Origin of the sequence: Chitinophaga niastensis, from assembly GCF_003014755.1 — a bacterium.
GTDB lineage: Bacteria > Bacteroidota > Bacteroidia > Chitinophagales > Chitinophagaceae > Chitinophaga > Chitinophaga niastensis.
Window position 1 is genome coordinate 450,056 of sequence record NZ_PYAW01000003.1, and the last position, 20,513, is coordinate 470,568.

13 protein-coding genes are annotated in these 20,513 nt (G+C 42.3%); 3 read left to right on the forward strand and 10 right to left on the reverse strand.

The features are described 5' to 3' along the window. Positions 1 to 79: 79 nt before the first annotated feature. Positions 80 to 1,072 carry a S1C family serine protease gene (locus CLV51_RS16435; protein ID WP_106529146.1) on the forward strand — a complete coding sequence of 331 codons (993 nt, stop codon included), beginning with the start codon at positions 80 to 82 and terminating at the stop codon, positions 1,070 to 1,072. 53 nt (positions 1,073 to 1,125) lie between these two features. On the opposite strand, the gene CLV51_RS16440 is transcribed toward CLV51_RS16435, so the two are convergent. Beyond that, complete coding sequence (locus CLV51_RS16440; protein ID WP_106529147.1) at positions 1,126 to 4,134, reverse strand: LamG-like jellyroll fold domain-containing protein; 3,009 nt, start codon at positions 4,132 to 4,134, stop codon at positions 1,126 to 1,128. Between the two features lie 605 nt (positions 4,135 to 4,739). Between CLV51_RS16440 and CLV51_RS16445 the strand changes: the two genes are divergently transcribed. Beyond that, a complete protein-coding gene (locus CLV51_RS16445; RefSeq protein ID WP_106529148.1) occupies positions 4,740 to 8,111 on the forward strand; it encodes a M43 family zinc metalloprotease in 3,372 nt (1,123 codons plus the stop codon). 122 nt (positions 8,112 to 8,233) lie between these two features. On the opposite strand, the gene CLV51_RS16450 is transcribed toward CLV51_RS16445, so the two are convergent. The 6 genes from CLV51_RS16450 to CLV51_RS16480 all read right to left on the reverse strand — a co-directional run bounded on the left by CLV51_RS16450 (position 8,234) and on the right by CLV51_RS16480 (position 16,111). Continuing rightward, positions 8,234 to 9,343, reverse strand: coding sequence for a hypothetical protein (locus CLV51_RS16450; RefSeq protein ID WP_106529149.1), 1,110 nt, complete (start codon positions 9,341 to 9,343; stop codon positions 8,234 to 8,236). A gap of 212 nt (positions 9,344 to 9,555) precedes the next feature. Continuing rightward, positions 9,556 to 10,956, reverse strand: coding sequence for a serine hydrolase (locus CLV51_RS16455; protein WP_106529150.1), 1,401 nt, complete (start codon positions 10,954 to 10,956; stop codon positions 9,556 to 9,558). Positions 10,957 to 11,035: 79 nt separating this feature from the next. Continuing rightward, entirely contained in the window at positions 11,036 to 11,707 is a 672-nt protein-coding gene (locus CLV51_RS16460; RefSeq protein ID WP_106529151.1) for an ArsR/SmtB family transcription factor, read from the reverse strand. 105 nt (positions 11,708 to 11,812) lie between these two features. Beyond that, positions 11,813 to 13,663: an ABC transporter ATP-binding protein gene (locus CLV51_RS16465; RefSeq protein ID WP_106529152.1), complete on the reverse strand. Its 1,851-nt coding sequence runs from the start codon at positions 13,661 to 13,663 to the stop codon at positions 11,813 to 11,815. 447 nt (positions 13,664 to 14,110) lie between these two features. Further along, positions 14,111 to 15,697, reverse strand: coding sequence for a vitamin K epoxide reductase family protein (locus CLV51_RS16475; RefSeq protein WP_106529154.1), 1,587 nt, complete (start codon positions 15,695 to 15,697; stop codon positions 14,111 to 14,113). Positions 15,698 to 15,901: 204 nt separating this feature from the next. Next, positions 15,902 to 16,111 carry a hypothetical protein gene (locus CLV51_RS16480; protein ID WP_106529155.1) on the reverse strand — a complete coding sequence of 70 codons (210 nt, stop codon included), beginning with the start codon at positions 16,109 to 16,111 and terminating at the stop codon, positions 15,902 to 15,904. A 400-nt stretch (positions 16,112 to 16,511) separates the two neighbouring features. Here CLV51_RS16480 and CLV51_RS16485 point away from each other — a divergent pair, with 400 nt between their 5' ends. Beyond that, complete coding sequence (locus tag CLV51_RS16485) at positions 16,512 to 17,357, forward strand: zinc metalloprotease (RefSeq protein ID WP_106529156.1); 846 nt, start codon at positions 16,512 to 16,514, stop codon at positions 17,355 to 17,357. A gap of 95 nt (positions 17,358 to 17,452) precedes the next feature. On the opposite strand, the gene CLV51_RS16490 is transcribed toward CLV51_RS16485, so the two are convergent. From CLV51_RS16490 to CLV51_RS16500, 3 genes are all read right to left on the reverse strand, one after another. Beyond that, positions 17,453 to 19,105, reverse strand: coding sequence for a serine hydrolase domain-containing protein (locus CLV51_RS16490; protein WP_106529157.1), 1,653 nt, complete (start codon positions 19,103 to 19,105; stop codon positions 17,453 to 17,455). A gap of 233 nt (positions 19,106 to 19,338) precedes the next feature. After that, a complete protein-coding gene (locus tag CLV51_RS16495; RefSeq protein WP_106529158.1) occupies positions 19,339 to 19,833 on the reverse strand; it encodes an anthrone oxygenase family protein in 495 nt (164 codons plus the stop codon). 25 nt (positions 19,834 to 19,858) lie between these two features. Next, a complete protein-coding gene (locus tag CLV51_RS16500; RefSeq protein ID WP_245898802.1) occupies positions 19,859 to 20,500 on the reverse strand; it encodes an NAD(P)-dependent oxidoreductase in 642 nt (213 codons plus the stop codon). Positions 20,501 to 20,513 lie beyond the last annotated feature (13 nt).

Sequence of the window (20,513 nt, forward strand, 5' to 3'; positions counted from 1 at the left end):
AGGATGTCATAAACAGCTTGCAAATAATGCCAAAAAGACATATTAATAAATCTGGAAAAATATTTGAGCCAATGGTGTTATGGAAAACTCAATTTCATTTCTTACGCACCAGGCGTCGAACGACATGAGTTTGTTAGATGCCTACTCGCAAACGGTTACCGGCGTGGTTGGTTCCGTTGCTGAATCAGTAGTACATATAGAAGTACAGAAAAAAGTAACTGATCGTCGTGCCGACAAGAGAATACAGGCTGGTACCGGCTCAGGGTTCATCATTTCTTCTGATGGCTTCATTATTACCAATAACCACGTAGTGGAAAATGCAGCAAGCATTAAAGTATCCTTTGTTGATGGAAGAAGGGTCAATGCAGAAATAAAAGGCGCCGACCCGTCCACAGATATCGCCGTTTTAAAGATCGATGAAACAGGCCTGAAGGCTATGCTGCTGGCAGATTCATCTACTTTGCAGGTGGGGCAGATTGCCATTGCTATCGGTAACCCAATGGGACTGCAATACACCGTTACCGCCGGCGTGGTGAGTGCTTTAGGACGTACATTACGTGCCAGTAACGGCAGGCTAATCGACAACGTGATACAAACCGATGCGGCATTAAATCCGGGTAACAGTGGTGGCCCGCTGGTAAATTCACAAGGACAGGTAATTGGCGTCAATACTGCCATGATCGCATCTGCACAGGGTTTATGTTTTGCCATTTCTTCTAACCTGGCCGCACAAATTGCAGGACAACTAATTTTAAACGGGAAGATAAGAAGGGCGCAGCTTGGCATAGCAGCACAACCAGTAAATCTTAGCAGCCGCATGATTGCAGCCAACAAACTCACCACCCAAACAGGCATATATGTTTTTGAAACAATACCCGACGGCGACTACTACAACAGCGAAATACATATTGGCGATATCATCATTGCATTTGACGATATCCCGGTGGCTACAGTAGATGATCTTCACCTGTTGCTTTCAGACAAACAAATTGGAAGAAGGATACAAATAGAAGTTTTAAGAGGTGGCAGAAAACAGGCGATCAGCGTGATTCCGGGAGAAATAAAAAGTTAAAAAGGAGAAATAGAAAAGGCCTTAAGTAATAATACCTAAAGCCTTTTCCTTCTTTATTGTACAATCATTACCTTACTTTCCAGCTGCTGCCGGCCAAGCTGAATAGTAACAACATGCAATCCTCCATTCAAATGCAGATCAGACATTACAATATTATTCTCACCTTTTACAACGGCCACCTGCTTGCGATACACAGCCATACCCTGTAAATTATAAAGCGTGATAAAAGTCTGACCCGATTGTTTGGCTTTAAATAATACCTGCAAACTATTACCGGAAGATGGATTAGGGGTAACCTTCAGATTATTTCCATCTGCAGTTGCTGCAGGTAATATTTTATCCTGATAACTAACAGCTGTCCCGGCAATTTTTGCAAGAAGGGAACAACCGCTTACAGCAGCTGCCTGTCCGCCACCTACATACGTACCTGCGATAACAGTTCCGGGATAAGCAGTGCCTAAAGAGGCAGTAGCAACAGCACTGTTGCTGGCATCATCCATCTGCCAGTATACGACCAGCCTGCTGGCTGCAGGGTGACAACTACCCACGGCCTTATCCTTCCATGCAGCAATAGTGGTTACATTTAAAACAGTATCCCATACCCTTACTTCGTCGATCGTACCATTCAGATAAGTATTGGTAGAAGTAGTGGTTTCTTTTCCGGCTAATAACGGCGCAGCATTAGTGGCACTTGTGGTAGCAGGAATAGTACCGGTAAAAGTGAGCGTTTGCAAAACACCATTCAGGTATAATTTCAGTTTACCTGCATTGGCCGACTGGCTGCCGTCGAATGCAACCGCCATGTGATACCACTGACCGGTATTTATTATATTGGATGTCGTTTGTCCGTAAGCGTTAGTACCGTTGCCCGTCATCACATACAGCGAATTTCCAGGCCCTGTTTGCAGGGCAATACGATCTGTACCTGTATTACTTTTAGCCAGTATTGTATTCCAACTGCTGATACTATTGAACTTCACCCATGCCTCTAATGTGTATTGCGTTTTACTTTTCAATTGTATCACATCTCCTGCAGAGATACTGCCGGCCGTTAACCTGATTGCATTATAGGTACCAACAGGAGGAACCGCATTTATTTTATCTGCATTTTTCCAATAAAAAAGATCTCCCTTTCCTCCGTCGAGTGTATCATTGTAGTTATACTTACTGCCGGAAACGTTTACCAGCGGCACCATTTCCACTTGTCCGTCAGATCTTCTCACCCTGTACAAGGTATCTACAGGATAATTACCAAAATCTATATTCAGTGTTATTTTTTGTCTGGATAAAGCAGCTTTACCCAAAATGGTATCCTGCGCAATACCGGGTGTACCGGGCCCATTACAGCAACCATTAGAAATAGTCAGCCCGTTCTGTATCATAAAATATTGTGTGCTTTTACCGGGTACAGGTGCCATCGTAATGCCTGCAGCCGTATCAATACCAATAACCGGTTTAAAATAGCCCACAATTACATCTCCTCTTAAACCATTATTAGTAGCACTTACCAGGTTAGTTGCTGCAATACTGGTGATATAAGGTCCTGCAGTAGTATCCCAAACATTGATGCTGGCTGGTTTGCTATTGGTAACGGCTGTTCCGCCGGATAAGTTCTGACCAGCAATGTATCGCACATCCGTTGTTTGCAAACGCGATAAGTGCGGAGATAAAAATTTAATTTCTTTACCCAGGCTGCCGTATTGACGATACTGCGGAGTGAGGCCACCATTCTGATCCAACCAGAAAAAAACAGACGGATCTCCTTCATATCTGAAAAGATTTAACCATTTGGCACCCATTAACAGGCCGGCATATACTCCCATGTTAAACTCAGATTCAGAAGGATAATAGGTATAATTTTGACCCTTATATCCCTGGAGATAATAACCAAATCCGATAGGCGAATTACCAGTGCCATCATAGCCTTCCAGTGCGAGTTTGCGATACAGGTACATGTCCTGAAATATGGCAGCATAGGAGCCTCCGGGGGCAGGCGACCGGTTGATATAAAAATAGTAATAATCATAGGTTAGCAGATCCGGCTGCGCTGTTTGCAGATAGGTACGCAGGTTAGCCTCTGACCATTGTCCGATGTACTGGTTATTATGTACCAATGCATCCGGGTATTTACTATGGCTGAGTGCATACCAGTCGTGCAGCTGCGTTACCAAACCCGTACTATAACCCTCCTCATCGCCAAAGCAAACAGTAGTCAGGTTATTTATATTAGCAACCTGCAGTGAATTCAGATAGCCGCTACTGTTTTCTATGGTACCCGGGCCTGTACTCAGTTGCGTACAATAAGGGGCTTTAGCCAGCGACCATTGCGCATTGGGGCGCTGCTGCAGAAATGAAGCGCTGTACATAGGCTCTTCATAATAAGTGGGTGCTGTTAAATTCAGGTTATCCCATTCCGCACCATTGGCGTAATGCCTCCCTCCTGCCATCTGGTAAGCGGTAACGCCGCTTTGTGAAAAAGCACTTAACAATGTATTTCCACTGAATACATTGTCCGACACAAATAAATAAAAGCCCCTTAACCTGTCGCCGCAACAATCCGTACGATTCCATATGCGGATAGAATCTATCACATAAGATTGCCCCAGGTCTGCCTGCCACCAGTTTTCCACTTGCAGGTCTGTATGTGTAACAGAATTATTGAAAAAGTTACCATCTGTATTGCCGTCCACTGCGCGGCTGCTGGCACCGCTGTTCACCGTGCTGGATTGACTGGTAACTTTATTCAGCGCAACATTCACTCCTCCGCTGAATACCTGTACTTCTGCCAGGCTGAGGTTATTGGGAAACGCCAGCTGAACTCTTACATACCTCCCGCTACGGGAGATATTAATGTTGCTGGTAACCGGTGGAGTACCGGTGCCACCGTCAGTGGTCATCCATGCCTGATATTGTATCCCTTTCCGGATAAATACCTTACTGGCATGCGACATTGTTTGTGCATGCGCACTCAGGCCCATGAAACAGACAAGGAAAACAGGCGCCATCAACAAACAACAGGAGCTGCGCCTGCCCGTTGGTGCAGGAATAAAATTGAGATGCATAAAATGGTTTTACGGTGTTAATCAATACCAGGGGTTGTCTGTCTTTGGTTAGGGCTGCGAATCTATTATTGTTCCTGGTTTATTTCATAGTTACGTTTTTCATTGATATCACTGATTTTGGTTAATTCCACAGGAAGTGGCACACTATTCAATATTATAGTGTGGTAAAAAAGTAATTTACCCTTACTCCGTAATAAAAAATAATCAACAAGGTTAATATCGGCATAGAATTAATCAATTTTGGCGTATCTATCCAGTGAGCTTTAAATTAAATTCGTGATACAAAATCAAGAACCATTACTGCCATACTGAAGAGCAAGAACGGACCCTTTTCCACAAAGCTTTTTGTGGAATATCATTTCAGCCAAAACGATATCAGGTAACTGTACTACGTTTTCTCCGCCCTGCAGGCTATTATAAACAATAATTCCATTAGCTGATTATCATCTCATCACACAAAATCAATCTTATGAAATAATTTTTTTTACAACACAATCCAGGCATTTACAGCTATCTCTGTTGCCTTATCACCTGTTTTTTTTCACGTTGCATGTAGTGCATTACTACCTGCAGCCACACTTATCTCCATACTTTAAACCATTTTTATGTTACAGTTATCTAAAAAGATAATAGGGCTATTACTATGTCTTATCATCAGCATAGGGGCGGCGGCGCAACAAAACAAGCCCGCAGCGCCCTTGCCGGACCATTGTATTTCTTCCCGCGCTATGCAGGAATTATATAAACAACATCCGGCAACAAAAAAAGCAGCCGGTAACCAGGAGGCATTCATCAGAAAATTCGTTGCCAACCTGCGTCAGCAAAGGCTTTCACAAACTGCCCAACCTGTGCAGTACACCATACCGGTGGTGTTCCATATCAATGATCCGGTAAATCCTTATAAAGTAACGATGGAGCAGATACGCTCTGCAATAGATATCCTTAACCAGGATTATAACCTGCTGAATGCAGACTATTCACAAATTGATCCCCGCTTTATCGGACTGGCAGCAAATCTTCATATTACTTTCCGTCTTGCTGATATAGATCCGCAGGGTAATCCTACTACAGGAGTTACTTATCATTACAACGATCTGGATGGTCGTTCCCCGGATGGTTCCGGGGCGGCAGTAAAAAGTATTTCTTACTGGCCGGGGGAAAAATACCTGAACATATGGATTGTAAGTGAAGTAGAACAAAAGGGTGTGTTTAATAATTCAGGCTGGACATATTTACCGGATGACTGGGTAGCCAGCAACCACCTCGATGGAGTAGTGTATAACTGGCGTTATCTTGGGTTACCTGGTGTAGGCTCCTCTGAAAACGGCTACCCTTACATGAAACGGGTGCTTACACATGAAGTAGGTCACTTTCTTAACTTATGGCACACCTTTGAGAATGGCTGTAACCTGCCTGGTGATTATATAGATGATACGCCACCTACACAATCCAATTTCGGGGGTTGTAACTTAAATGCCAACTGGTGCGGTAGTGTGGCCAACGTAGAAAACTATATGGACTATGCCTCCTGTACAAAAATGTTTACCAATGGTCAGCGTGATCGTATGCTGGCAGCAATGAACAGTACAGTGGCACAACGGAATAACTTATGGTCTGCCGCCAACCTGGCTGCTACCCTGCTACCAGCTACTACCAAAAGGATTGTGCCAGGCTTTACTTTGTTTACAGAAAACGATGCCAATAACGGTGCTATAACGTTAGTGGATACACTAAGAATGCTGGGAGGTGCAAAATTTGCCTTTAGCAGCGGGAACATGACACAGGGTACTCATTTCACCCAGCAAAACCTACCCACGGGGTTATCTGCTGTTATCCAGGTAATCAATGATACCACGGCTTTGTTATCTTTCAACGGTCAGGCTGCACAAAATAATATTGTCAATAATACAGACAGCGTAAAAATAACTTTTCTCAATGCTGCTGTACTAGGAGGGGTAAGTACCTTGTATCGCCCCGGTATTACCTTAGGCATTCATTTCCTGGACCCTTACCGGATCATTTATAATGACATTCCTGACATTGTGATCAATGCATCCAATATATGGACCTATTTCAAATTTAATGTAGGAGATGCAGAATTCGGTGGATGGCTTAACAGCGGAAAATTACGACTGGAAACCTATCAGAAAGCGGCTGTATGCGAAGGTACTTCCCGCAATATTTCTCCGCTCCCTGCCAATACCATTATTGCAGATACTTCTTCTTTTGTTGCCGGTGGCGCCTATCCGGATGAACATGATATTTACAGTAACGCCTATACAAAATGGGCAGGCAAAACTGCTTACATCGGCGTTAAATTCACAATAGCCGGGAAGCCGCGTTACGGTTGGATACGCATTACCGTAGCGCCTGATGGCAGCAGTTATACGATAAAGGATTATGCATGGAATCAAACGCCCAATGGCAGCATCAAAGCGGGAGATGCAGGTTCACCAACGTTGTCGTGGTCTAAATTACAATTCCGCGAAGCCCTTGTCAATGACGGCAGCATCACAGACACTGCTGAAGTAAGTATACTGGGCAACACTTTTGCGATCAGCTCCGGCAACTTTACTAACAATGTACATTACACGGTGAGCAATCTTCCGGCCGGATTAAGTGTGCAACTCACCGCACGCAATAATACGACTGCACGATTATCATTTGTTGGTAAAGCGACTAACAACAATGTTGTTGATAACAGCACTGTTAACATCAACATATTACCTGCCGCCTTCAGCAACCAGCAAACCGCTGATAGCAGCCAAAGGCAGCTTGGCATCCGCTTCCGCGATCCATACCGGATTAAATACGTAGATGTGAATGACACCATCTTTACCGTTAATGCTATCAATAACTGGTATTATTTCCTGGTAGACAGTATCCCTGAAGCAGCCTACGGATTATGGTCAGACAGTGGTAAGCTCCGGCTGGAAACATATCAGCAACCAATGGTTTGCCAGGGAACCACCAAAAACATTGCGCTGCTGCCTGCCAATACCATTATCAGTGATACGTCTAACTTCGTGGCAGGTGGCGCTTATCCGGATGAAAACAACCTGAATACCACCACCTATACTGCCTGGAAAGGCAAAACAGGTTATGCAGGCTTCACCTTTACTACCGGAGGAGAAAAGTTTTATGGCTGGTTCAGGTTTAAAGTAGCAGCTAACGGAAGCAGCTACACGTTAATGGATTATGCCTATAATACCCTTCCCGGTGGCAGCATCAAAGCCGGACAAATGGCACCACCTGTAGATTCCGGTGTACATGTATCTGATTACTGCACTGCCAGTACAGCGCTGAACTATAATTCCATCACACGTGTACGCCTGGCCAACCTGGATAATTCCTCACAATGGGATGGTTATAAGGACTTCACGGCCCAATCCGCCACTGTAGTAGCCGGACAATCATACCAACTGGAAATCAATCTCGGAATTGAATATTGGCCTGACATATCTGTAGCTGCATGGATCGACTGGAACGGAGATAAGCAACTCAATGATACTACAGAAAAGATATTCGTGAAGCGTGGCAGTGGTCCGTTTAAACAAACAATTACTGTACCCGCAAACGCAAAAACAGGATCCACCTTACTCCGGGTGCGCATGGGCTATGGCAGTAATGTACACCCTTGCGGTATCGATAGTTACCAGGGAGAAGTAGAAGACTATACAGTGAAAGTAACCGGAGGTACGGTATTACTGGAAAAACCTTTACCTGCACCCATCGCTTTAACAGCCACCAGTCCTTTCCAGGATAAGATCATTATCAACTATCAGTCAGCTATGGAAGGTCCGGTAATGATCCGTCTTTATAACCTTAATGGCTATGTGATCAAACAACAATCAGAACGTGTAATAAAAGGATCAAACGTACTACAGTTAAATAACCTGTCAGCATTATCATCCGGGTTTTACATGATTGATATCTCCCATGGTATCAAACACTATACGGTGAAAGTGATTAAATAAAGGAGATATAACCAACCTGTCAGGGCAAATAAAAAGGAGCAGCCTCAAAATTACTTTTGAGGCTGCCTTTTTTTAAGTAATAAGCTTATAAATAAAAATACTTTCTTTAGGGATAGTACGCGTTATTTACTGTTCATACTAACGATCAGTGCCACCAGTGCAGGCCCTGATACCGGTTGCAGATTAAAGCTCACGGTAGTATAATTCTGACCGGGTAAAGGTGCAGCAATGGTTACAGTTTTCTGTTCTGCATAAAAAGCTCCATTCAAAGATGTAATGGCTAAAAAGGTTCCCTGCATACCAATAGGAATAGAATTCTGGTAGCTCAAAAAACCTGCAAAGCCAGCAGGAGGCGTAAAGATGGTATTGTAGAATTTGATCAGCGTATTTTGTGCTTTAGGTTTAAAGAACAACATACTGGGTTCTTCTCCTGTGTAACTGGTATTGGTAGCAGTATTGTAGAAGTTAGTAAAATAGCCCAGCACCGTGGTTTTAGGATTGGGGTTACTACCAAGTCTATCACAGTTAACCCATTTGATCAGGCTGTCCAGTCTGAAATTAAGTGTACCGGTAGTACTGTTAAACAATGCAAAAGCACCGCTCTGTGTCCAGTCTACTCCCTTATTGGCGCTTACCAGCTGCGTAACTGTTACCGGCTGATTGATATAACCGGTGCCGGTGAAGCTAGCTGCTACAGCTGAGTCGCCGTTCCACATAGGCACTTCTTTGACATTGACTTGTCCGGCCTTTACCTTCACCTGTATAGCGCTGTCCTTGCGGAGGCTCACGTCCTGTGCTCCCTGCGTGGCCCGTACAAAAAACTCACCATATGAAACGAGTGGCTCAGCGTTACTGGTATTTGTTTGCTTATCGGCCATGATCATGTTACTCACCGTATGTATTTCCTTCACGGATATATTAACGGGGCCTGTAGTAATAGTACCATCCGGGTTCTGTAACGAATTAGGAGAAAGCGCGTAGTTACTGCCATCCTGGGTACTAAACTCTCCTCCTTGTGTTGCATCTATGATAAAATTTTCAAAAACAGGGCCCTGACTGTTGAGCAGCTCGCGTAAAAGAATACCATCTTTACTGGGGCCGGCAGCACTTACAGCAGCAGCTAATGTTTTCTCCTTAGGGGTATTGAGTTCTTCTTTCATTTGCCTGGTACAGGCACAGAAGAATGCCAGTGCTGTGATAGCACATACATTTCCAATGGAAATTAATTTCATGAGATAAGGGTTTAATGATGAGAAATGTGAGAATTGAGGTTGTTAGTTGTGACAGATTTATATGTATGCTTAGAAAACAGGGTTATTGCCGGATTAAACGCACGGTGTAAAAATAGGAAGGGTCACTGAAGTTATACTACAGATGCAAAAAAAGTTGAGAAAGAGATCCGTTACTGCTGAAATTGAGTGGTTATCTCAGGAAACAATACGTATCAGTCATCTGTTCCATACCCGCTTAGTTTATCAAATTTATCGAACACTACAATCAATGTAGTGTTATCATCTTCGTAATCCAACCGGTAGCTGTAACGGCGTTTATCGCCATTTACACTGCGATCAATAAGTATTATGTCGTTGATTTTTTCTGCAACGGTAAGATCCCTGAAAAACGAATTAATATCTTCCTTATTAACGTTCTTAATAAGATGATCAGATAAAAGATTGGTATCTATGCTCGACTTTATAGATCCGTTAATGAGCGCTTTTACTTTGATGGTTATATGCGGCTCGGTGTCCACTATCGGTTTTTCTGTCATAGGTTTTAAAGCGGGCATATGGTATCCGGCAATATGCCGGGCCATTTTCACAGGGTTGGCACTTGCTGTATTAGCCAGTACAATTACAGTAAGCCGGTCATCCGGATAACGTTCAATAGCTGCACTAAATCCCGGAAGTCCACCACCGTGATGAATGCGCCTATGACCGTTAATAACATCTGTAAACCAACCATATCCATAAGGAGCAGCATTACCATTATTTAATATGGCAGGTGTCCACATTTGTTTTTTACTATCAGCAGTCAAAATTGAATCTGTATAAAGTGCAGTGTCCCATTTTGCCAGGTCAATAACATCCGACATAAAAGCCCCGCTGGGCCGGACAGCCAGCCATATTTCCGCATTCTCTGATGCTGTGCCTTCTCTTTCGTAACCGTTAGCACGATTGGGAATGATGTCTGTGACGCTTAGTAACCGGGTTTGAGACATACCGGCCGGCTTAAAAATACGCTGCTGTATAAATTCGGCCCATGGCATTCCGCTCACCTTTTCAACAATTTCCGCAAGTACATAATAATTGATATTGCTGTATCTCCAGTTTGTTCCAGGCTCAAATTCCAGCGGAGCCTGGAAGGTACTTTTAATATTATCAATGTTAGACTGCACTTTAAGCGGATCAAAACCAGGAACATCTCTTATCAGTCCGGATGTATGTGAGAGGAGATTTCGTATCGTTATGTTGTTCCATGTTTGTGGTGTACTATCAATATACCTGCTAAGCTTAGCATCAGGATTTAGTTTACCATCCTGGTGCAATAGCATGATAGCTGCGGCAATAAATTGTTTACTTACCGAGGCTATTTTGTAAACAGTTGCAGGAGTAGCAGGCGTGTTAGTTTCGATGTTGGATAATCCATAACCTTTCATCTGCACAATTTTCCCATCTTTTATTACACACAGGGAAAGGCCGGGAATGTGCTGTCGCTGCATTTGAACACGGATATATTTATCCGTCAGATCCATTTTTAAAGGAACATGTTGCTGCGCAGATACTGTCAAACAGAGCATTTGAACAGACAATGAAATAAACAGCGATAATAAAGACGCTATTTTCATCTTTTCAGGATTTAAGTAATGTTAATCTACGAATAAATTCGTAGATTAACATTTATTTCTCTGAAAAATGAATATGTGCTTATCTAAAATATTCCCGCATCTTTTTTTCTCCTGCAGCGGTGATAACAATGGCTCTTGAATTTTTTGTTCTTCGCACCCAATCAGCTGCCAGCATAGTATCAAGCAAAGAGGCGCCTAGTGAGCCTGCGATATGATATCGTCTCTCCGTCCAGTCGAGGCAAGGTTTTAGAAAAATACGTCGCTGCTGTTGCAGTTCCTTTGTATCAATACCTAATTGCAGGAACCACTTCGCTCCCTTTGTAGTAAGCTCAAACTGTTTGCCTTTCTCAATAATGACTGCCTGTTTCAATAAACTGTCGGCAATGGAAACGCCCATGTTACCCGCCAGATGATCATAGCATGTTCTGCAATGTTTTATGGCAGCATTATGTTTGCTATGCACTATCTTTTTCTGTTGCTCAACAGGAACAAGATTGGCAATAGCTTCTATCGCATAAGCTACCTCTTGCTTTGAGAAACGATAATAAGCATGCCGGCCTTGCCTTTCCACCGTTAATAAATCAGCCTGCACCAGTTTACTCAGGTGCATGCTTATATTCTGAGGAGAAGTATTGGCGCTGATGGCCAGCTCAGTGGCAGTATAAGCCTTGTCGTCCAAAAGCGTCCATAAAATAAGTGCCCTTACAGGATCACCTATCAGCGAGGCAATGTGACCAATTTGAGTTTCCATATACGTTCATAGTTAAGTTCAAATTGAAGTGTCAAAGATAATACTTTTTCATCTTTGCAGTCTAAAAATAACAATGCGTTTATATCAATAATGCAGTAAAATACACTACCGGTAGCCCATAGCCTGTAAATGAAATAATTCCGCATAGTGTCCGCCTTGTGCCAGCAATTCATCATGACTGCCAATTTCAATCAACTCTCCTTTTTCCAGTACCAGTATCCTGTCGGCCATACGCACAGTGGAGAAACGATGTGAAATAAGAACAGAAGACCTGCCCCTGGTGAGATCAGCAAAACGAAGAAATACATCATATTCCGCCCTGGCATCTAATGCAGCAGTAGGTTCATCCAGTATAAGCAATTGCGCGTCCTTCATGTAAGCCCTGGCCAGTGCGATCTTCTGCCACTCCCCTCCGGATAATTCTATGCCCTGGCCAAAACGACGCCCCAGCATCTGATCATATTTTCCCGGTAGTTTTTCGGTGAAGATATTCGCCAGGCTTTGTTTTGCAGCGGAAACAATTAATGCGCGGTTTTCCTTTTCACGGATATCACCGATCGCAATATTCTGGGCTACACTCATCTGGTACCGGAGATAATCCTGGAAAATAATACCTACCTGCATCCGCAATTCAGCAAGATTGTATTCCCGCAGATCATACCCATCCAATAAAATACGGCCTTCCGTAGGATCATATAACCTGCTTAGTAACTTCACCAACGTTGTTTTCCCGGCGCCATTTTCTCCTACAAGCGCTAATTTTTCACCTGCATGTAAAGTAAAGTTGAGATGACGGTTAGCCCATTTTTCCCCATTGAAATATTTGAAACCTACATTCTCAAATACAAATCCATGTTGAATAGGATGGGGAAATGGCCTGGGATTAGCTGCTATCACCATATGTGGCTTGATATCGAAAAAATCAAACAGATCGCGCAGGTAAACCGCCCCTTGCGATATAAAAACAAACCGGCCCAACACACCTTGTAATAGTCCTCTCAACTGCATAAAAGTACCCGCCATAAAGGTGAGATCGCCGATCGACTGATTTCCGTTTACCGTGCGCAGCATAATAATTAAATATGCACCATAGTATCCTGCACTGCCCAATATAGCAAATACAGTTCCCCAGGCAGTGCGGCGGAGGGATAATTGCCGGCTGTCGCGGTAAAATTTACCAGATAAATAATGGAACCGGCTTATCAGGAAACCGGAAAGACTGAATATTTTCACCTCTTTGGCCGTTTCATCACTGGCACCCAGATAGCGGATATATTCCAGTTCACGACGTTCAGAAGTTTGCCCGAAATAAAGCGCATATGTTTTGTTATTAAAATGAGATTCACCTAAAAACGCTGGTATTACAGCTATCAACAGTAACAGGATAAGCCAGGGATTAAACAGGACCAATCCGGTAATAAGAAACCCCATGGTGATAATATCCTGCACCTGCCCTAACGTTTGCGATAATAAGACGGTGCGTCCCACAGTTTGTTGCCGCGCGCGCTCCAGCATATCATAAAATGAAGCATCCTCAAATTGATCAAGATCAAGTATGGCAGCATGCTCCAATATTTTTACCGAGGTATTGTTCGCAAATAGATCACCCAGCAAAGTATCCAATAGGGTAATGATCTTTCCTACACTATCTGATAATATCACCAATCCAAATTCCATAGCCACCAACTGCCACAAATGGTGCCGTGAATGGTTGATTTTATTTTGACTCAGCAATATCACATGGTCAATAATCAGCTTCCCGGTATAAAGAATAGCCAGTGGTATGGCTGATTGTATAATACGTAATAAAGCATTGGTGATAGTGAGCCAGTAATTGGTTTGCCAAACCATTTTAAAAAATTTTGGCAGGTTGCGCAATGCAGCCATTCGCTCACCATAGGTTAATTCATTTTCTCCGGATAATGATTTGGGGAATAGAAAACGCCAGAAATTCATTACTGTAGTTTAAAAATCTGATATCAAATATAGATACACGAAATACTTTGTACTAAACAAAAAGGGGCTGACCCTAATATCAGCCCCTTCACTCAACCATATCCCGGTATACTTACCACCTGTTAGGCTGGCAGCTGCCTGCATAAGCGCAGAAACAATTTAAGTTAGACGGGCCTGCGTAACCGCAGTTGTTACCGTTAGGACCACTAGGGCCATACGGAGGCACGCAATCAGCGTTAAATAAAGAACAGCTGAGAGTCGCTGCTTCACCACCGTTGATGGTTCTTAAATCATTTCTGCTAAGGCTTTTGCCAAAATTCATGTTTTCCATTTTTTTTCGGTTTTTAATATGAGAGAAATAATATGCTGCAAGACTGCAAATTGCAGCATGGTGCTTGTGAGTAGCAGTCCTTCTCACAACTTAGTTTATGATGCGACGATTTTATTTTATTGCTTCACGGTGGCACTGAATGAGGCCGCCAACGAAGGGATCAACTGAAACATATCCCGTATGACATAGTTACGTGGTAACTGGCGTCCGTTAATAAAAAAGGTAGGGGTACCTTTTACTTGTGCTACATGGTCCATCCAGTGGATATGTGCTTTCAACAGGTCATCTATATTTACATCGGGTACAGGTCCCCATTTTTGTTGCCATTTTTCCAGGTCCATCCATTCGAACCAGTCAGATAACATTTCCGACAACTCACCGTTATTATGTATACTACCTGCCTTTTGTAAAATGGCTTTTACCGCCAGGGTTAGTCCGTTTTCGGGATCGTTGTAAGGGAAAAGAAAACGAAATTTTATACATAGTATCCCGTTATAAGTGGCATACAATTCGTCAATAATTTTATGTGCAATGGCACAGGGGCCGCAGTATGGATTACAGGCTATTGTAATTTGCACAGGAGCGGTATCATCACCCAGTAGCAGTTCCTGTTCCCAGGTAGTGCAATCTACATATGGCCTTTGCGCCGCCTGAAAAGTATACAATGATTCATCTTTTTTCCATCTCAACAAGTCTGTTGCCTGCATCAATCTTTCCCTGATATTTTTCACGAATTTCTTTACTACCAGCAGGGAATAACATACTATTACCTGGATGATGAAAAAAGACAAAAAATAGGTAGCCGTTACCCTGAAAGTTTTGATAGCATAGTAAGCCAGAATACTCTGTGCAAGAATTACAGCAACTATTCCCAGGCATATCACACACCATTTTTTAAGTAAAAATTGTTGCGCATACAAACTCAATCCTGCTATCACTATTACTGGTACAGATATTAACAGCGCGGTATGCAATAAAGCAGGATGCCAATGGGATAATACATAGCAACCGGATTGCATTACAAAGTAGGATAGCGAGAAGTCTGCTATTGAAATACCGGCAATTCCTTTGGCGTAACTGCTTCTTAGTACAGCATCGCACCCGGATGCGCTTACTGCGTTACAAACTTCTTTCACTGCTTTTATCTGCATTCCTAACTCCACAGAAATGGCAGCAATGCTAATCATCAATCCGGTAAAGGCCAGCAAACCCCATGCGGCATTTATTAAATAAAAGTTACGGGAGGTCACATAAATAAATACTGATAGCAGCAACATAAAAAATATGCCGGAAACTGTCTTTAAAGAACGGCTTTCCTTGATCAGGCGTGTGTTTTCCTCATAGCTCCAGGATGGATGATCATCCGCAAATAAAACAATACCCGTCCAGTTTTTCTTCAGCAGTTTATTATTGCGCCAATCGTTTTGCCCATCTACCTGTAGCATGTATTCCTTTCCGTCATCTTCTTTTATATGAGCCAGGCAAGGGTAGGTAAATTGTGAGATATAGGCTGCATTGCTTTCGATAGCACGATAATTCATTTTCCCCATGTCCAGGAAATCAATTAGCGAAACCAGTGAAGGGTAGTCAGGATGGGATTTTATCTCCTGAAAAATGAAATTTTTATTCACCTTAATGCCAATCTTACGCAGCCAATTATAAGCGATTTCTTCAAACGCCGTAACCTGTTGATTCGTTTTCATATTTTTCTTTGGGCTAAAAAGTCATTTTGAGTATGGTAATTACAAGTCCATCTTTCCGGAAAGTATGGACGGCTACTTTATTTTAAAATTAGTACACAACAGAAACAACCAACCTATTAAAAAGGATGAAAAATATTTTATTTTTTTTAAATAACAACCACTCCAAATAAAGTGGTTGTTATTAAGAGAATGGCGGTTAATCCATTAGTGACCAAAATTACAGATGCAATAATTTGTTTGATTACAACTGCCGCCGGAAAGACCTAACGACAGGCAATGGGAATTACATAAAGCATTACCTGATGGTAAATAACATATCGCACTTGGCACCCTGTCAAAGGAATTTACGCCACCGGCAATAGTCTTCATGTCGCTTCTGCTAAGGCTTCTGCCTGATAACACTGTTTTTTTCATTTGTTGAAATTTAGAGAGAAAAGTAATTAAGGGGTCTAACAATCATGGAAGGGTATTCATAAGGTTTAACATGTTAAATAAGGGTATTCGGTATAGTATATGTCGGCATTTAATAACTAAGCGTGCTTTCTGAAAGTAAAATTAGACTTTAGCATGTTTGCACCCTAGCCTTATATTAACTCTCTCTTTGCAAAAATTCACCTTGTTAATTTTTCGTTGAACGAAGCGTTAAATTTTTAATCTGATGAAAATATTTTTCAGATTTTTTCACCCGTTTTTTAATCTATGTTGTTTATGTTATACGCCCGAAATTGTTTCATGATAATATTTATTGTTACCCTCAAAAATATTTTAACCCTCAATCAATACTTTCATTTATTCATTATTAATCCCGGTAATTATGAAGAAAAATGCTATCCTATCAACATGTGTGTTATTATTAACCACCCTTTTGTTTAGCTGCCAGAAAGAAACGTCCCGTAATATGTCGGAACACACGAAAGAAAAAATACCAGACGAGTATTTGAATACATTCAATCTTTTGAAGAATGAGAAAGGAATACCTGCTGCCAGTATCAGCTATGAAGCACAAACAAAAGAATTCATTGCAGGAGATATGGTGTTTACGGCAGCGTTGTATAATAATATAATGTATACGCAACAGCATCCGAAGACAGAGCAGCAGTGGAACAATGTATTTGTAAGTTATGCCAGTTCACAACACATCTTATATTATTTAGACCCTTCTCTTTTTCCTTATTATTATTTTGGCCCCCTGGAATGGGCCGTCTGGTACTGGAATGGAAGCAGTCCGAATATTTCTTTCACCCGAACCGGCGATCGTTCGGCGGCCAATCTTATTGTAGATTCTTATAATGATCCAACAGACAGTTCCTGGATAAGAACTACACTACCTGCAGGCAATGGCAATGTTGGCAACAGGATACGGCTTAATCTGGGTGTAAATGAGCGTAACCATTATGTAAATCATATTACCAGCAGCAACGAAGAAAAACTGCTGTTGATGATGCATGCATTAGGCCATACGCTGGGATACCTGCATGCAGATCAGTATGCAGGGTTGTTGATCCCGGGAACGCCTGATCCGGCTTTTCATCAGGCAAATGCGTGTGGCTCTGTTATGCGATCGGTTACTTATGTCTGCGGATGGGGATATGACGGCATTAAAAGATGGAGCCCTTCTGATATCACTGCTATTCAATGGGGTTACAGGTACAAGTATTGAATATAGTTCCGGCAGGGCATACCACTGAGATAAAAGAAAATAAACGCAGAAACCCTTGTAGGTTCAAATCCTACAAGGGCTTTTATTTTTTGGAATTACTTTACTACTGCCGGTAAAATATATCGCTCCATTATTTTATCTACCTGCGAATGACCGTAAGGCGTATTATAAGCCGTAGAAGTGATCACTACTACCAGCGGCAACTCTTTAAATACAAAAATCTTATTCCCTCCATTGCCGCTGCTATAAAACGTTTCCTGCAATTTGCCGTTCACTTTATATGTTTTGTTCCAAAACAGGTATCCATAAAATTCATCTTCGCTACCTGCAATAGGCAGGTATTTGGTGAATGTTTTTTTGACCCAGTCCGCAGGAATAATTTGCTGTCCCTCCCAAATGCCATTATTCTTATACAGCTGTCCGAATTTTGCATAGTCCAAAGACCGCATCTGCAGCCCACCGGCAGTACTTACCACTTTTTGTGGGGTGTACATCCATTGGTATGTTTTTATGCCCAATGGTTGCATCAGCATTTTGTGCGTATACTTTTCCAGGCCTTCCGGAACAGCTTTATTCAGTACATCTCCAAGTACAACTACGCCTGCTGTAAAATACATCCAGTTATTACCAATGATACTGGTACTGTCCATAGGCAGGTCCAATGTAAATTTCACCCAGTTACTGGTGGGATACATTTTTTCTTCATTACCCGGAGAATTATCATCCATATCATAGCCGTCAAACGCAGAACTCATTGTCAATAAACTTTTGAGCGTTACACTATCTTTTTTCGAGGTGTAATTTTCAAATTGTTTCAGGTGGTAGTAGGTGCCTAATGTTTGCTGTTCATTTTTTATATAGCCATTATTGATAGCAATGCCCATCATAGCCGATGTGAAAGATTTCCCCACAGACCGGGTATCATGGAGAGCATCCCGTTTTGCATCATTAAAATATTCCTCTATTAATAATTTCCCGTCTTTGATCACAACGATGCTCGTGATATCTTTAAATATTTTATCAGCAATTTTAAAATTGAGTTCTTTTATTTTTGTTGTATTGTAATCATCTGTTGAAACGTTCCAACCACTTCCGGAAGCTATACTTTGAATTTGCACCGCCTTCTCGTCCACTGCAGGTTTTACTACAATCATTTGAAGGTCGCCGGCAGCAATAACCTCCCCTACTTTTATTTCGGTGGTTCTCACATATGGCCTTGCTTCTATTCTCAACAAATGTGTGCCCCTTGTTAATGCTTCTTCTCCGCCATTTATCATAAATCTCATCCATAAAAACCTTCCCCATGAATCTTCGTTGGTGGTGCTGGTGAAAGGTACCCTGAGTATTGTCTTCGTATTTTTATTTTGCGGAGAACCTGCACCCGGAGAAAGATTTTCCTTATAGACCAGGATGCTGTCTACAAAAAAAGAAAATTGATAGTTCCCTTTTTTTGTCAGTTCCTCCACCGTTAATGCAGGTGCTAACGGGTGCAGATAGTTTGTTAACGAATTCCCTAAAAAGGCTCTTATATTTAAGTCGGATGGTACTTTCCATTCAAACGTTTTCAGAAAATCAGCCGCAGTATACTGCTCAATTGGAATAACAGCCGACATAAAAGTTATCTTGCCAATGTTGGATTGATGCAGCGGACTGGTGATACCATCACTTTTTATAAAGTCTTTTGTTTGCCCGAAAGTTGCACCGGAAAACAGCAGGATGACAACTATCCCAGTAATTTTTGTTTTCATTAGTTGATACTTCATTTATAGGGGTACTAAAGTTGATAAAATGAATGTAGTAGCTGTTTGTTGAGTCTGATAAACTATGTTCTGCTGATGAAAGACGCTGAATGGCGTTGGCGAAAGATGAATAATGCTACGGAAAGATAATTCATTTAACAATATCTTTTAAAAAGAGAAGGATACAACCAGGGAGAGGCCACCCCGCTCCCCTGCCAGGCAGGAGAGCGGGGTGGCTTGTTTTAGCGCTCATCGCTGAGACAAGCCAGCGTTACCAACATCATTGAAAGTATAGAAGTAATGGTGCGAACATTATTCAGGGTATTCCACGGCTGTTCAAACCGGATTCTTTGCGCAGCCATTTCTGCGGCAGAAGCGGCATGTAAATTAAAAGCTTCCATCATGTCATTTAAAGGAACATTGCCAAAAGCTGTAACCCCAAATCCACCAATTAAATATACGATCGTAGCAGCCAGCAGCAATAAAAACCGGGGCGAATGAAAAGATGTATAATTCAGGTAGGTGGCGAGTGGCAACATCACTAACGTACCTAAAAAGCTGATAAAAAAAACAGGATTCAGGATGGCCTTATTAAAGGTTTGTATAGTGGCTATATACGCTTCATCCGGCATGCGGGCCAGCCCTGTGGTAACAGAACAGGACCATGTATAAAAAACGCCTGCCACTAAACCTGTTGTGGTGGCAGCAATCAGCAGTATTATTTTTTGCAGTGTCATGATAACTGGTTTCTGGTGATGATAATTAATAAGAAATACCCGGTGTTTTGTGAAGCCAGGTGTTATCTGTTAATTGTTTTAACATAAAGTCGGCAACATCGGCGCGTGAAACTTTAACTTTAAGCGATTTATCAGTAGCTGCAAACCCATACCTGTACTCCCCTGTACGGTTACCATCCGTTAAATTTCCGGGACGTACTATCACCCAATCCAGCTGACTGTCTTTAATGTATTTCTCCTGCAGCGCATGATCAGCGAAACCTTTCTTCAGTAAGAACGGAACAATAATATTCCTGAAGATAAATGGTGTTTGCTCCAGTACTTTCCGGCTATCGCCATAGCCCAGGGAGGTTTGACACACGAAACGTTTAACCCCTGTTTGCTCCATGGCACGGATAATATTGCGTGTACCTTCCGACCGCACAGTACCGGTTTTATTAGCCGGCTTACCAAGTGCGGATAACACTGCATCCTGTCCCCGCATGGCAGGTTCTATGGAGCGGTAATCCATCACATCGCCTTGCAATACCTTCAGTTGTGGATGTTGTAACTGCAAACCTGCCGGATTGCGCGCAAACGCGGTAACAGTATGTCCCTGCATCAATGCCTGTTCTACCAGTTGGCGGCCCGTGCCACCTGTTGCTCCGAAAATAAGTAACTTCATCATCGTTGGTTTTATA

What these genes read in the sequence shown, in the direction of transcription:
- CLV51_RS16435 (WP_106529146.1), top strand. Translation starts at nt 80, where the DNA reads ATGGAAAACTCAATTTCATTTCTTACGCACCAGGCGTCGAACGACATG.
- CLV51_RS16440 (WP_106529147.1), bottom strand. Translation starts at nt 4,134, where the DNA reads ATGCATCTCAATTTTATTCCTGCACCAACGGGCAGGCGCAGCTCCTGT.
- CLV51_RS16445 (WP_106529148.1), top strand. Translation starts at nt 4,740, where the DNA reads ATGTTACAGTTATCTAAAAAGATAATAGGGCTATTACTATGTCTTATC.
- CLV51_RS16450 (WP_106529149.1), bottom strand. Translation starts at nt 9,343, where the DNA reads ATGAAATTAATTTCCATTGGAAATGTATGTGCTATCACAGCACTGGCA.
- CLV51_RS16455 (WP_106529150.1), bottom strand. Translation starts at nt 10,956, where the DNA reads ATGAAAATAGCGTCTTTATTATCGCTGTTTATTTCATTGTCTGTTCAA.
- CLV51_RS16460 (WP_106529151.1), bottom strand. Translation starts at nt 11,707, where the DNA reads ATGGAAACTCAAATTGGTCACATTGCCTCGCTGATAGGTGATCCTGTA.
- CLV51_RS16465 (WP_106529152.1), bottom strand. Translation starts at nt 13,663, where the DNA reads ATGAATTTCTGGCGTTTTCTATTCCCCAAATCATTATCCGGAGAAAAT.
- CLV51_RS16475 (WP_106529154.1), bottom strand. Translation starts at nt 15,697, where the DNA reads ATGAAAACGAATCAACAGGTTACGGCGTTTGAAGAAATCGCTTATAAT.
- CLV51_RS16480 (WP_106529155.1), bottom strand. Translation starts at nt 16,111, where the DNA reads ATGAAAAAAACAGTGTTATCAGGCAGAAGCCTTAGCAGAAGCGACATG.
- CLV51_RS16485 (WP_106529156.1), top strand. Translation starts at nt 16,512, where the DNA reads ATGAAGAAAAATGCTATCCTATCAACATGTGTGTTATTATTAACCACC.
- CLV51_RS16490 (WP_106529157.1), bottom strand. Translation starts at nt 19,105, where the DNA reads ATGAAAACAAAAATTACTGGGATAGTTGTCATCCTGCTGTTTTCCGGT.
- CLV51_RS16495 (WP_106529158.1), bottom strand. Translation starts at nt 19,833, where the DNA reads ATGACACTGCAAAAAATAATACTGCTGATTGCTGCCACCACAACAGGT.
- CLV51_RS16500 (WP_245898802.1), bottom strand. Translation starts at nt 20,500, where the DNA reads ATGATGAAGTTACTTATTTTCGGAGCAACAGGTGGCACGGGCCGCCAA.